The 13,967-nt window shown below is 41.2% G+C and carries 12 protein-coding genes and 1 pseudogene; 11 read left to right on the plus strand and 2 right to left on the minus strand.

Translation table 11 applies throughout. The annotated features are described in order from the left end of the window. Positions 1-250: pseudogene (locus G561_RS14460) on the minus strand (IS982 family transposase); the annotation flags it as partial. A gap of 257 nt (positions 251-507) precedes the next feature. Between G561_RS14460 and G561_RS0110310 the strand changes: the two are divergent. After that, the gene (locus G561_RS0110310; RefSeq protein WP_028859485.1) at positions 508-2,274 is read left to right on the plus strand and encodes a glutamine--tRNA ligase/YqeY domain fusion protein; all 1,767 of its coding nucleotides are present in this window, start codon (positions 508-510) and stop codon (positions 2,272-2,274) included. 165 nt (positions 2,275-2,439) lie between these two features. On the opposite strand, the gene G561_RS0110315 is transcribed toward G561_RS0110310, so the two are convergent. After that, entirely contained in the window at positions 2,440-4,071 is a 1,632-nt protein-coding gene (locus G561_RS0110315) for an aminotransferase class I/II-fold pyridoxal phosphate-dependent enzyme (protein WP_028859486.1), read from the minus strand. Positions 4,072-4,616: 545 nt separating this feature from the next. On the opposite strand from G561_RS0110315, the gene msrB reads away from it, so the two are divergent. From msrB to lptC, 10 genes are all read left to right on the plus strand, one after another. Beyond that, on the plus strand, positions 4,617-5,039 hold the full coding sequence (msrB, locus tag G561_RS0110320; protein WP_028859487.1) for a peptide-methionine (R)-S-oxide reductase MsrB: 423 nt from the start codon (positions 4,617-4,619) through the stop codon (positions 5,037-5,039). Between the two features lie 78 nt (positions 5,040-5,117). Further along, complete coding sequence (locus G561_RS0110325) at positions 5,118-5,597, plus strand: glutathione peroxidase (protein ID WP_028859488.1); 480 nt, start codon at positions 5,118-5,120, stop codon at positions 5,595-5,597. A gap of 249 nt (positions 5,598-5,846) precedes the next feature. Further along, positions 5,847-6,443: a 6-pyruvoyl trahydropterin synthase family protein gene (locus tag G561_RS0110330; RefSeq protein WP_028859489.1), complete on the plus strand. Its 597-nt coding sequence runs from the start codon at positions 5,847-5,849 to the stop codon at positions 6,441-6,443. A 106-nt stretch (positions 6,444-6,549) separates the two neighbouring features. Next, the gene (gene tsaE / locus G561_RS0110335; RefSeq protein WP_037032191.1) at positions 6,550-7,032 is read left to right on the plus strand and encodes a tRNA (adenosine(37)-N6)-threonylcarbamoyltransferase complex ATPase subunit type 1 TsaE; all 483 of its coding nucleotides are present in this window, start codon (positions 6,550-6,552) and stop codon (positions 7,030-7,032) included. A gap of 211 nt (positions 7,033-7,243) precedes the next feature. Next, the gene (gene mutL, locus G561_RS15015) at positions 7,244-9,160 is read left to right on the plus strand and encodes a DNA mismatch repair endonuclease MutL (protein WP_028859491.1); all 1,917 of its coding nucleotides are present in this window, start codon (positions 7,244-7,246) and stop codon (positions 9,158-9,160) included. 69 nt (positions 9,161-9,229) lie between these two features. Continuing rightward, entirely contained in the window at positions 9,230-10,411 is a 1,182-nt protein-coding gene (gene miaA, locus G561_RS0110345) for a tRNA (adenosine(37)-N6)-dimethylallyltransferase MiaA (RefSeq protein WP_028859492.1), read from the plus strand. A gap of 272 nt (positions 10,412-10,683) precedes the next feature. Then, positions 10,684-11,283 carry an RNA chaperone Hfq gene (gene hfq / locus G561_RS0110350; protein WP_028859493.1) on the plus strand — a complete coding sequence of 200 codons (600 nt, stop codon included), beginning with the start codon at positions 10,684-10,686 and terminating at the stop codon, positions 11,281-11,283. 285 nt (positions 11,284-11,568) lie between these two features. Next, positions 11,569-12,567: a KpsF/GutQ family sugar-phosphate isomerase gene (locus G561_RS0110355; protein ID WP_028859494.1), complete on the plus strand. Its 999-nt coding sequence runs from the start codon at positions 11,569-11,571 to the stop codon at positions 12,565-12,567. A gap of 84 nt (positions 12,568-12,651) precedes the next feature. Continuing rightward, the gene (locus G561_RS0110360) at positions 12,652-13,179 is read left to right on the plus strand and encodes a KdsC family phosphatase (protein ID WP_028859495.1); all 528 of its coding nucleotides are present in this window, start codon (positions 12,652-12,654) and stop codon (positions 13,177-13,179) included. Between the two features lie 70 nt (positions 13,180-13,249). After that, positions 13,250-13,837: an LPS export ABC transporter periplasmic protein LptC gene (gene lptC / locus G561_RS0110365; protein WP_028859496.1), complete on the plus strand. Its 588-nt coding sequence runs from the start codon at positions 13,250-13,252 to the stop codon at positions 13,835-13,837. The last annotated feature ends 130 nt before the right edge of the window (positions 13,838-13,967 follow it).

A 13,967-nucleotide genomic window follows, 5' to 3' on the forward strand; every position in this document is an offset into this window, starting at 1 on the left:
CACATTGTTTAGCAAAGTTAGGGTAAGAGCCAAGGTTTGGAAACCAAGACAGCCAGTGGTTTTTAAAATATTGCCAGATTTGTTTGTCTTGATCCATGCCCATAAACTCACCAACTAGCTCCATACATATAATTTCAGTATCGCTAAGTTTAGGCGCAAATCCGCCTCTTCTTAACGGTTTTTGAACGACTAAGTTGTAATATTGCTCTACCATCAGATAGATATTAATGATAAATTCGTCAAGTGGCATCTCATTGTCCTTGGTCTTCTTGGTCGAAAACTTTAAGGATAGTGAGGTGTCATTTTTTTTCAACCCCTAAAAGTGTTGAGAGTGGGGTATTAATACTATATAGAATGGATACGCTTAAATTTAAAGGGGTAGTCTAACCTCTTTTTTTTAGGTTGTCATGTGTCTAGCTGTTACAGGGTTTGGTAAACCTGATAGAATGGGGCAAATTTTTACAAATTTAAAAGTAATATCCAGATTTTTATAGGAGAAGTAATTCGATGAGCACTGAAAATAATAAAACAAATGCCTCAGCTGAGCCCAAAGAGGATCAAAAAAACGATTTTATTCGTCATATCATCCGTGAAGATGTTGCCCACGACAAATACGAGCAGATTATCACTCGCTTCCCGCCAGAGCCGAATGGCTATTTGCACTTAGGTCATGTGAAGTCGATTTGTCTAAACTTTGGCATTGCTAAAGAGTTTGGTGGTATTTGTAACCTACGTTTTGATGACACTAACCCTACTGCTGAAAAGCAGGATTATATTGATAACATCAAAAATGATGTTAAATGGCTGGGCTTTGAGTGGGCGGATAAGCCTTATTATGCTTCTGATTATTTCGATCAGTTACATGAGTGGGCGATTAAGCTAATTAAGCAAGGCGATGCTTATGTGGATTTGCAAACGCCTGAACAAATTCGTGAAACTCGAGGTTCATTTAATGAGCCAGGTAAACCTTCTCCTCAGCGTGATGCCAGTGTAGAGGATAACTTACAGCGATTTGACGATATGAAAAACGGTAAGTATGCAGAAGGTGAAGCGGTACTGCGTGCCAAGATTGATATGGCCAGCCCTAATATGAACATGCGTGATCCTGTTATCTATCGTGTGATGAAACAATCGCATCACCAAACAGGGGATAAGTGGTGCATCTATCCAATGTACGATTATGCCCATCCTTTATCAGATGCCATTGAAGGGATTACCCATTCAATTTGTACCTTAGAGTTTGAAGATCACCGTCCATTTTATGATTGGGCAGTGGAGAAGGTTGGTGTAGAAGGCGGTATCAAGTACCCACCGCATCAATACGAGTTCAGCCGTCTAAATGTTGACCATACCATGACCAGTAAGCGTAAGCTTAAGCAGTTGGTCGATGAAGGTATCGTGACGGGTTGGGATGATCCACGTATGCCTACCATTGCTGGTATGCGTCGTCGTGGTTATACTCCTGAAGGTCTGCGTGATTTCTGTGAGCGTGTGGGCGTAACTAAGTCTGATAGCGTTGTGGATTTCCGTCTGCTTGAATTTAGTATTCGTCAGTCTCTTGAGAATACAACGGCACGTGGTATGGCGGTTCTAAAACCTCTTAAAGTAACCATTACTAACTTCCATGAAGCGGTTAGTGAGTGGGAAAGCTTAAAAGCGGAAGGGGTAAATGCGCGCTGGGATGACGAAAATAAAACTTTATGGTTAACACAGCCTAAGCATCCAAATGTAGATATGGGTGAACGTGAAATTCCGTTTACTGAAACCATTTATATCGATCAAGGGGATTATGAACTTGAGCCACCAAAAGGCTACAAGCGTTTGTCTCCTGAGAAGTCAGAGATTCGTCTGCGTAACACCTATGTATTGGCAGTTACCGAGCATGTGCTAGATGACGCTGGTAATGTGGTTGAGTTAAAAGCCACCATTGATAAAACCACTTTGGGTAAAAACCCTGAAGACCGTAAAGTCAAAGGCGTTATTCATTGGGTATCTGCAACCCAAGGCGTACCAGCAACTGTGCGTTTGTATGAGCATTTGTTCTCAGCAGAAAACCCAAGTGCAGTGCCGGATATTCATGATGCCTTGAATCCGAACTCATTGACAGTACTAGAGGCGGTAGTAGAGCCATCACTGGCCAATGCTGAAGCGGGCAGTCGTTTCCAGTTTGAACGTGAAGGCTACTTTGTGGCAGACGCAGAAGAGCACACTGCGGATAAGCCAGTGTTTAACCAAATTGTTAGCTTGCGTGATAATTATAAGCCAGAGCAATAAGAGCTATAAGTCAGAGCAATAAGAGCCATAAGCCAGGACGGTAAGCCGTCGATGTCCCAGACTTTATGAACTTCATAAGTAGGGGGCGCCATAAAAAAGAGGAGCTAAATATAGCTCCTCTTTTTTATGGATAATTCATGGTAGGGATACTTCGAGTGCTTAGCATTAAGCGGTCTTTTCTTGGTTTGCAGTCACTAAGTGTTCAGTACCAAACTCTTTGCGTTTATTGGCAAAGAATCTATCTAGTCTGTCCATGGCATCCTCTAGATCAAATAAGTTAGGCAGAAAGACCACGCGGAAATGATCGGGTGCGTCCCAGTTGAAGCCGGTACCTTGAACCATTAATACTTTTTCTTCGATTAATAGATCCATCATAAACTGCATATCATCTTCGATAGGATAGATAGTGCGGTCTAATTTAGGGAAGCAGTAGAAGGCACCTTGCGGCATAGTGCAGGAAATACCTGGAATGGCATTTAAGCGCTCAACCGCCAATTGACGCTGCTTATACAGTCGACCCGATTCCGCTGTTAAATCTTGCATACTCTGATAACCGCCTACAGCAGTTTGAATCGCGTGTTGAGCGGGCACGTTGGCACACAGTCGCATTGACGCCAACATATCCAAGCCTTCGATGAAGTCGCTGGCATACTCTTTATTGCCCGATAGCATTAACCAGCCTGCACGGAAGCCGGCAATACGGTGCGATTTAGACAGGCCATTATAGGTTAGGGTTAAAACATCTTGGGCTAGGGTACACATTGGGGTGTGAACCGCATCATCATACAAAATACGGTCGTAGATCTCATCAGCCATTACCACTAGGTTATATTCACGAGCCAGCTCAAGAATCTCTAGTAGCACTTCATTTGAATACAACGCCCCTGTTGGGTTATTGGGGTTAATGACCACAATACCGCGAGTTTTATCGTTAATCTTCGAGCGGATATCTTCAATATCAGGTTGCCAGTTTTTATCTTCGTTACAGCGATAATGGACCGCTGTGCCCCCAGCTAAGTTAGCCGCTGCAGTCCATAGAGGATAATCTGGCATTGGAATGAGCACTTCATCACCATCATTCATTAGCGCTTGCATGGTCATAACGATAAGCTCTGATACCCCATTACCCAGATAGACATCACGAACATCTACTGCAGATAACAAACCCTTTGATTGATAATACTGCAGTACTGCTTTACGGGCGGAGAAAATACCTTGAGAGTCTGAATAGCCTGTCGCATTATGCAGATTTAGCGCCACATCTTGCAGGATTTCATGAGGGGCTTCTAAATTAAAAGGAGCCGGGTTTCCCACGTTTAACTTTAAAATTCTTTGACCTTGCGCCTCCATTTGATTGGCAGTTTTTAATAGTGGGCCACGGATGTCATAGCAGACATTTTGGAGTTTGTCAGATTTTTTTAATGGTCGGCGTGTGGGGGTAGGGGCTGTATTGGTCATGGTACGGTTACTCGTGCTTTGATTAGAAGACTGGGGGTTGGTAGAGATTTGCGTTTCAGAGTCTAGAGAAGTTGAAGCGTTAGCTGAATTAGTAGCGGTATCTGCTAATTCGCCGCGTAACAAATAACCTTCAGAGCAGCCTAAGATAGCTGCTAGAGCTGGAAGCTTTGAGGAGACGATACCATTTATGCCTCGTTCCCAATTTGATATGGCGCCACGGCTAACTTTAGAGCCAGCATCTGTCATGGCAGTTGCCAATTGCTCTGCAGTTAACCCTTTGGCTTTACGCAGCTTACTAAGCCGTTCTCCTTGAGCCTTGTACTCTGATTGCTCACTCATAGTGACTACTCTCTAACTATTAAAATAAATATAAGCCTTAAAACTTTTACTAGGGGTATGGCTAATAAAATAAAAAATTATTAGCTTATGCAAGATATTATTGCATTATTAGTTGTTTTGCAATAGTCAGAATGCAAGTAAAACTTGCATTTAATATTTAGCCTATTAATTTTGTTGAATAATTTGCCTTAGCAGTATGCAAAAAACATCAGTAAAATAAATAGCTTAGTAATTAAAACCAGTTATTTAAATTTATGGCGGGTTATTTTTTTGTGTTTATGTAACTAGTCATTATGTAACTGCTCATGGAATTTGGCGTTGAATTAGCTGTTTTCGCAGTTATTGCTTGAAGCAGCAGGTTTTAACCTCATTAATTAAATTAACCTAGTCTCATTTAATTAATAACACAGTCACACTAGTATTGGAGTAAGTAAATAATCAATACTTTAGATTCCGGACTTTAGGTTAGACTTTAGATCCCGGACTTTATATTCAGAACTATTAAAATAAAATGAGTCAACAAATATTATAAGTAAGGATTAGTTATGCAAGATTCTCAGTTAACCAAAGAAGAGATCGCCCAATTAACAGAAGCGGATTGGCGTGAGCGCCTTAGCGACTCGGAGTATTACGTACTACGTGAAAAAGGCACTGAACGCCCTTTCACTGGGATACACAATGATATGAGCGAGCAGGGAATCTACCGCTGCAAAGGGTGCGGCGCTAAATTATTTGACTCAGATAATAAGTTTGATGCTGGCTGTGGTTGGCCAAGCTTTGATGCTACAATTGAAGAGTCGGCGGTTGATGAACATCTAGATACCTCTCATGGTATGCGTAGGGTTGAGGTGACTTGTAGCAACTGCGGTGGACACTTGGGGCATGTGTTCCCTGATGGGCCAAGAGAGACAACAGGTCTAAGATATTGTATTAACTCTGTGGCGATAGATTTAGAGCCCAAAGCTTAAGTCTGTGACAAACTATTTTGTGACAAGCTACATAGCCGTAGATAATAGATAACAATAATTCACTTCAAGGAAGCACACATGACAACAATTTATGATTTTAATGCCAAAGATTTAAATGGCAATGAGGTTGACTTTAGTCAATTCAAAGACAAGGTTTTATTGATCGTTAACACCGCTAGCAAATGTGGGTTTACCCCGCAGTTTGAAGGTTTAGAGGAGTTACACCAAAGCTATAAAGATCAAGGTCTGGTAGTCATTGGCTTTCCTTGTAATCAGTTTGGCAGTCAAGACCCTGGTAGTAATGAAGAAATTGGCGCTTTTTGTCAGAAGAACTACGGGGTTAGTTTCTTAATGATGCAGAAGATTGACGTTAATGGAGACAACGAGCATCCTTTATATACTTGGCTGAAAAAACAAGAAGGCGGGTTCTTAACTGATGGCATTAAGTGGAATTTTACTAAGTTTTTGATAAATCGTCAGGGTGAGGTGGTGGACCGCTTTGCCCCTACCACTAAACCGAAAGCTATCGAGTCAGAAATAGTTAAACTATTGGCGTAGGGTGGTTGCTACAGCAGGGGTTTTGATAGGTTTGGGATAAATTTAATATTTGATATCCATAGCTCATAGGTAATAGAGCTATTTACCTCGGAAACACCGGCTAGTTGACAGTTAATATTTTATAAAACTAGCTTAAATAATGGGTAACACTTGAGGGTGTTATCCATTTTGTTTTTTGGCTAAAGTGTTAAACTATCGACTATTGATAGGTATTTTAAATTCAAAATAAAAGTTTTAGTGAGAAAAATCATGCGAATCCGTAAACTATTTAAATTTGAAAACGCGCATATTGTGCGTAACTGTAGTTCAGATAGGTGTAAGCGCTCTATACATGGACATAGCTATCAGATTGAGCTTATTTTGCAAGCTGATAGATTAGATAATGGTCAAATGGTTTACGACTTTGGGCTATTAAAGTCGTCTATTAAAGACATTATTGATAGCTTTGATCATGCCATTTGTTTTTGGAACAAAGATGAACCTGAATACATTGAAATGTGTAAAAAATTCAGTGCACGCTGGATTAGTCTGCCTGTATCTCCCTCCGCTGAGCAATTTTCAAGAGTAATTTTCTTTTGGGCGCAAAGCATTCTTGATCAGACCAAAATGGTTAATGGTGAGGCAGGAGTCAGTGTTTATTCTGTTATTGCTCATGAGACGGCGACTGGATATGCGCAGTGCTTTGCAGAGGACATTAGCAATGAGCACATGGGCTTATTAAGGCTAGAGGACTTTGAATTTAGTGAGCAGGTAATGCAAGAATGGACTGACCCAAAAATGTATCAAAAACTGATAGCGGGCGAGCCTTTTGTAAACCCTGAGGTCACCCTTCAAGTAAAAGCTTAATGCCAGTGTTAAATTAATGCTAGCAATAAAACAGGCATCGCCTTAAAACTTGATTGATGTTAACTACTTGATTGATATTAGCTATATGAACTATGCGAGGCAGATAATGGCAAGCCAACATAAAGAGATTATCTTAAAATCTGAGGCAGATACCGAAGCATTGGCGCAGCAACTGGCTAAAGCCAATTTAACCGGTAGCGTTTGGCTGTCTGGCGATCTGGGTGCAGGTAAGACTACTTTGACCCGCTATTGGCTAAAAGCATTGGGCCATAAAGGCTCAGTAAAAAGCCCGACCTATACTTTGGTTGAGCCATATGAGCTGGCTGAGTCTAACAATGCGCTAATACAACGTGTTTATCACGCTGATTTGTACCGATTACAAGATCCTGAAGAATTGTCATTTATCGGCTTTGAAGAATATTTAGAAGATGATAAAGCCCTAGTTATTATTGAATGGGCCAGCCGAGCTGAGGGCTATTTACCACAGCCCATAATGACTGTGGATATAATGGTGACAACGCAGGACGGTGAGCAAGTTAGACGAGTCAATATACAGTATGAGGAAGGCATCAGCTTTGATGAGCCCTGATTCTACTTTGGGTTGAATGCAAGTAAGCTAAAGACAGGTCATTTACCAATTGGGTAGCTGTCTAGTCAGCTAATGCTACTTAATACTATTCTACTTAATACTATTCTACTTAATACTATGCTATTTAATACTGCGTTACTTAATCTCGATGCTTATAATCATCCCCATCTATTTGTCCTTAATTCAATTTTAACTTCATCGACAGCCTATTATGACTTTCAGTAGTAATTCAACATCATTATCGCAGGAGCAAGCAGCTGCTGCGGCTGGTGGCAGTAACCGTATCAAAAAGTTACCTCCGCTGCTGGTCAACCAGCTTGCTGCGGGTGAGGTAGTGACGCGTCCAGCTTCTGTGGTGAAAGAGCTTATTGAAAATGCCATTGATGCTGGAGCTAAACACATTGATATTCGGATTACGCAAGGTGGCATGGGCATTATTGAGGTAGCAGATGATGGCTGCGGTATTCATCCTGATGACATGATTATGGCGGTAACCCGATTCGCTACCAGTAAAATTGCTGATGTGGCTCACTTGCAGGGGATTGCAACGTTAGGCTTTCGTGGTGAAGCATTGGCCGCGACGGCCGCAGTGTCTAGGCTGACATTAACCAGCTGTAGTGATGACAGCGGTATAGGGCGGGAGTTAAATGTGGCTGGGATTTTGGAAGACACGCCGCAGCTGATACCGGTAGTTCGCGCTAAAGGGACTACAGTAACGGTCAAAGATTTGTACTTTAATGTGCCTGCTCGGCGCGGTAATTTAAAATCCATTTCAACTGAATATGCCCATATTGAAATGGTGGTAAAACAGTTAGCTTTGGTCGCCAGTGATGTAAGCTTCACCTTATGGCACAATGATAAGCGTAGATTTAACTTCGAGTCTATCGCTAGCAGTGATAAAGGGTCCACTTATAGTATAAGTGCTTCTGAAGCGATGAAGCCAACAGTGATGCAGTCGGTGCTGGCAAGATTAACGGCATTGTTACCGACCAGCCATGATCAAGCTGAGCTGCTTAGTGACAGTAACTTGCAGCCAATAAATATTAGCTTAGAGGGCCTAAGACCGCAGAGTGCATGGCAGGAGGGGGCTGAGGAGAATTTGGCCATCACCGGCTTTTTGATTCCTAGCTCAAGAGCAGTATCAAACTCAAGCTACAAACTGATTTATATTAATGGTAGGTTGATAAAAGATAGGCGGATTTCACAAAGTATCCGTGACAGTGCGGCCAATTTATCAGGCATTAATAGTCTAGGCTATGTGCTGTTTTTTAATTTGCCTAAGGCGTGGTTAAACCTAAACGTTCATCCCTCAAAGCAGTGTATTAAGATTCAAAACTTAGCCAATGTGATGGCTCATCTTGAAGTGGGTGTTCGTGATGCCCTTCAGCTTTGGCAGCATCGTCAGCCAGCCCAAGTTGCAGACCAAGAGGGGGATGACTCACAATTAATAGCAGCCATTGATTCGGATTCGGCTGTACCAAGCCAGTTAATCGATAATGGTAATGATTACTTCATTAATTCCTCTATTAATAAGGGCGATAAACATTTAACTAATAATTTTCCAAAGGTTCAGCAGCCTAAAGTTGATTATAAGCTTAGTGAGGTGCATAACGACTTAAGCCGCAAAGCGAAGAATAGCGCCAGTTCTGTTATAGCGTCTGAGCAGGAATTACAAACTTTATCTACTCAGAATGTGGCTGCTAGCATTGCGGGTAGGATAGAGGCCACTGAAATAGCCTCAAATCAGTTGATTGGTTTGGCTATCTTAGATAAGACTCAAATACCTCAAGCACTTTTAGATAAACTACAAATAAATAAATTGAACAATAAACCTTCGCTGAGCCTCTCTGATACCCACTCGCTGCTATTAATCCAAGCCAATCAAAGTATTTATTTAATGACAGAGCAGGGGTTAAAGTCAGGATTACAAAGTATCAGCATTGAAGTGCCTCCTGATTTATCTAGTTTACAGACAGCCTCAAGTGGCTTGCAGTCTTTATCCGAGTTAAATTGGATGCTCAGTAGAGTAGGTCCGTTGTCAGCAATAGACCATCAGCAGCTCCTAGCAAAAGCGATAACCAAGTTATCACTTTTAGAGCTGGCGGTACTGATGATTGAAAGACTGTAAACAAAACCGCTATAAAGCCACATAAACTATTAACAATATATTCGTACATTACTCAAAGAGAGCGTTATTATGAGTGTAATTGACCACTCGACAAAACTAATATTGGATCAGACGCCTTTACCAAAGAGCAGTGTGGTATGTTTGATGGCGCCTACCGCCAGTGGCAAAACCTCTATGGCATATGAGCTATACGAGACGGGCAGGTTTGAGATTATCTCTGTAGACTCTGCTCTGATTTATAAAGATATGAATATTGGCACTGCTAAGCCGACGGCAAAGGAGTTGTCGCAATATCCGCATTATTTGGTAGATATTATTGATCCTACCGATACTTATAGTGTGGCAAGCTTTGTGAATGATGTGGAGCGTTTGATCGAAGAGATACATGGACGCAATAAAATCCCGTTACTTGTGGGCGGCACCATGATGTACTACATGGCTTTATTTGATGGGCTATCGGCAGTCCCAGACACTGACACACAAGTGCGAGAAGAGGTAGAGCAGTGGCGAAAGCAACAAGGCATTGAAGTGTTACATCAGTATTTAAAACAGGTAGATCCTGTTATTGCTGAGCGCTTGCCATTAGGCGACACCCAAAGGATTACCCGTGCAGTTGAGGTTTATAAGCAAACCGGTAAGCCCTTGAGTGAGTGGCAGAAATTGCCTAAGCAGGCCTTGTCTAATAACCCAAAGCAGTATTGGCTGGGACTAGCAGTGATGCCTGATCGGGCTTGGTTACATGAGCGTATTGAGCTGCGATTGCAACTTATGTGGCAGCAAGGCTTCTTTGAAGAGGTGATTGAGCTGTTACAACAGTATGAGTTATCAGCTGATATGCCCTCGATGCGCTGTGTCGGCTATAGACAAGTAATAGATTACTTATTATTAACAGGCCATCCAGCGGCAAAGCTGTTAGTAAATAATGGTGAAGCTATTGAAGATAAAGGCTTAGCTGTCGACAGTATTGATGAGGCCACAGCTTGTCAAGATATGAAAAATAAGGCATTATATGCCACAAGACAACTTGCAAAACGGCAGTATACTTGGCTTAGAAACTTAGTGGCCAGTTTTGACTCCTCAAATGTTGAACTAGCGAATGGTAATCAACAGCATAGCCATATGACCGCTAACCGCCAGTTCCCTCAGACAGATACCTTCAATACATCTGCCCAACGTGACCGTGGTAACAAAGTGGTTTATGCTTTTGCGACTATTACTGAAGCTAAAGATTATCTAAACTCTAGATTGTAATACTTCTAAAGCCGGCAATAAGATTTCTAAAGCCAATAATAAAAAACCAGAAAAAATTTACTTACACTATATAACACTTACTCTAGCCTAATTTGCTAGTACGGACAGCCAAAAAAATGATATGGTAAAGGTAGTATAAATATAAATAACCCTCTTTGAGAGTAGAACTAATTTATAACGAAGTTTCATGGCTATTTTAGATTGACCGTATTAATCTAATAACTAATTTGTCATCCACATATAATAAATTAAAAATTTAGGAGACACACCCGATGTCAAAAGGACAAACATTACAAGACCCGTTTTTAAATTCATTACGTAAAGACCGAATTCCAGTGTCTATTTTTTTAGTAAATGGCATAAAACTGCAAGGGCAAATCGAATCGTTTGATCAGTATGTGGTTTTATTAAAAAATACAGTTAGCCAAATGGTATATAAGCATGCTATTTCAACGGTAGTTCCAGCTCGTAATCCACGTAGCAGTGGAGTGACACCAGGTGGTATTGCCCAACAGCCCGCTGGATACCAAGGTGGCTTTGGAGCTAATCCAGCTACTACTGCAGGATTTGAACGCAGTACTCCTGGCTTCGAGCCTGGTGGATTTGCCAATAAACGCAGCAGTGGTTTTAACCGTGGCGGCTTTGCTGATCGTGGTTTTGGTCAAGAAAGAGGTGGCTTTACTCAAGAGCGTGGCTTCGGTGTTGAGCGCGGCTTTGAGGGTGATCGTGGCTTCGATGCTGACAGAACCTTTGGGGCCAATCGTCCGCAGCATGGTTTCGGAGCACGCGGCTTTGAAAAACGTGGCTTTGCTGCCCCATCGCATCAAGATGATGATGAAGATTTAACCAAAAACTATGATGATGATGAATAACCACCTGGTGATAAGTTATACTAAGTCTTTGATGTCATATTAGGCTATCAGAGGAAAAAACCTGCTATATGCAGGTTTTTTTATTATTAAATTATAGATATTAATACAGGGAACTTACATCCTAGACTGCTTGTAACAGAGCTAATATGCTAAACTTAGGGCCTAATATAAATTTTGCTAACTCTATAAATATAAGTTGGATAAATAACAAATTCCTGAATAAAATTCATTAACCAAAACTGTAATTGTATTAATCACAAAAATAACGAAAAGTATTCAAACACTATGAAAACACAGATAGAACCACCTACTGCCGAACAATATATTACCTATGCTGTCGATGCGATTCGTACTGAACAAAACGCTCTTGAGCTATTGATAGAGCAGTTAGATGATAGATTTGCCCAAGCTTGCGAGCTTATCCGTAACTGTAAAGGGCGAGTAGTGGTAACTGGTATGGGCAAGTCGGGCCATATTGGTCGTAAAATTGCCGCCACTTTTGCTTCTACAGGATCGCCTGCCTTCTTTATGCATCCTGGGGAAGCTGGGCATGGCGACTTAGGTATGCTTGTGCCTGGAGATGTGCTGCTGGCTATTTCTAACTCAGGAGAGTCTGATGAGATTAAGACTTTATTACCTGTGGTTAAACAGTTGTCTATTCCTTTGATTAGTATCAGTCGTGATAAACGAGGTATGTTACCCAAGTCAGCAGATGTGGCTTTAACTTTAGGCGCCTCTGAAGAAGCTTGTCCTTTGGGTCTGGCCCCCACATCAAGTACCACGGCAACTTTAGCGCTTGGCGATGCGATTGCCGTTGCTTTGGTTCATGCTCGTGATTTTACTTCAGAAGATTTTGCTTTATCGCATCCGGCCGGTGCCTTAGGTCGTAAGCTATTAATGCGAGTAAGTGACTTGATGCATCAAGCAGAAAAAGACTTGCAGCTACCTCTGGTAAATACAGACACCACCTTGCACAATGCGCTATTTGTGATGACCAGTGGTCGTTTGGGTATGGCTGTAATAGTAGATGATGATAATAAAGTCGTGGGTATCTTTACCGACGGTGATCTACGCAGATGTTTAGAGAAAAAGATTGATTTGGATACGCCAATGTCTCAAATCATGACCCCAAATCCAAAACAGGTTTCAAAAAACATGAGAGCCTCTGATGCTCTTAGCGTAATGAATGAAAAAGCCATTAGTCAGTTATTAATTGTCGATGATGAGCAGCAGTTAGAAGGCGTCATTAGTATTCATGACTTATTACAGGCCGGTGTGAGTTAATAGCGGTCTGTGTTAATAGCATCACTCACCGATAATTCAGTGTAGTAATCTCATCAGTATTTTTTTAATAAATAGAAGGCAATTATGCAGGATTTAATTCAAGAAGCATCAAAAGTTAAATTACTGGTATTAGATGTGGATGGTATCTTATCTAATGGTCATATTATCTATGATGCTAATGGTGTAGAGACTAAGTGCTTTAACGTAAAAGATGGCATGGGCGTCAAATCTGTTAAATTAGCAGGGGTAAAAACTGCTATTATTACGGGTAGATGTAGTGCTATGGTCAATCAGCGTGCCAAAGAAATGGGTATTGATTATGTCATTCAAGGACGCGATGATAAGCTTGATGCTCTAAAGCAGCTGCTGCTTGACTTGCCTATTGAACTTGCAGAATGTGCTTACATGGGTGATGATTTGCCTGATATTAAGGCCCTACAGTCAGTAGGATTTTCGGCTACTGTGCCTAATGCCCATCCAGAGGTATTAAGCCGTGTGATGATGGTCACCACTAATGCCGGCGGTGAAGGCGCGGTACGAGAGGTGTGTGACTTAATTCTAAAAGGTCATGGTAAGTACCAAGACTATATCAGTCAATACATCCTTGATTAGTGTTTTGACAATCTCCATCTAATAAATTATCAGCTTAATTGGCCATAACTGGTGGTTATAAAGAGGTGTAATGAATACCCGGTTTCTATTCGTGATTTCACTATTGATTGCCATGTTTGCGGTTTGGTTTTATAAGAACCAAGGCGATCTAGACGCCATTTTAAATATGTCTACTACCAATATTGAATATGAAGCTACTGATATCTTAGCAGTGCAAACCAATGAAGAAGGGGTAGCGGAGTATTCACTCACTGCTGACAATTTAACCCACTATTCAGACCAAAACTTCGATAAATTAGTGGCTATGAAACTAAACTGGCGTCCAAGTAGCAGCCAAAATGTGATGATTAATGCTGATGAAGCGGTGATGTATCACGAACAGTCTAAAGTAGTGATGACCAATAATGTGTTGTTTTCTAGTCAGTCAGATGCCAATACACAGGCAGCCAAACCGCCGATGAAATTGGTTGCGTCTGAGTTGATTGGAGACTTGGAACAAAAGAAAGTCTTTAGTGAAAAGCCTATTAAAGTAACCCAGGGCAATAATAGCTTTGAGTCATCAAGCTTTGTGGCAGATATAAACAATGGCGATTATGAATTCTCCAATGTTGCAGTGACCTTTATGCCCCCAGCACGTAGAGATGTCCCCTTATTCTAAATAAAACTTATTAAATCAGATCTGTTAAATAATCGGTTAATTAACAAAAAGCTAATTTGTTAAGCCAAATTTGTAGGAACTAAACTGTGAATAAACGCTCTAATATGCAAGCGCTGATCAACTCAAATCA

It is taken from the genome of Psychrobacter phenylpyruvicus DSM 7000 = NBRC 102152 (assembly GCF_000685805.1).
Classification (GTDB): Bacteria; Pseudomonadota; Gammaproteobacteria; order Pseudomonadales; family Moraxellaceae; genus Psychrobacter; species Psychrobacter phenylpyruvicus.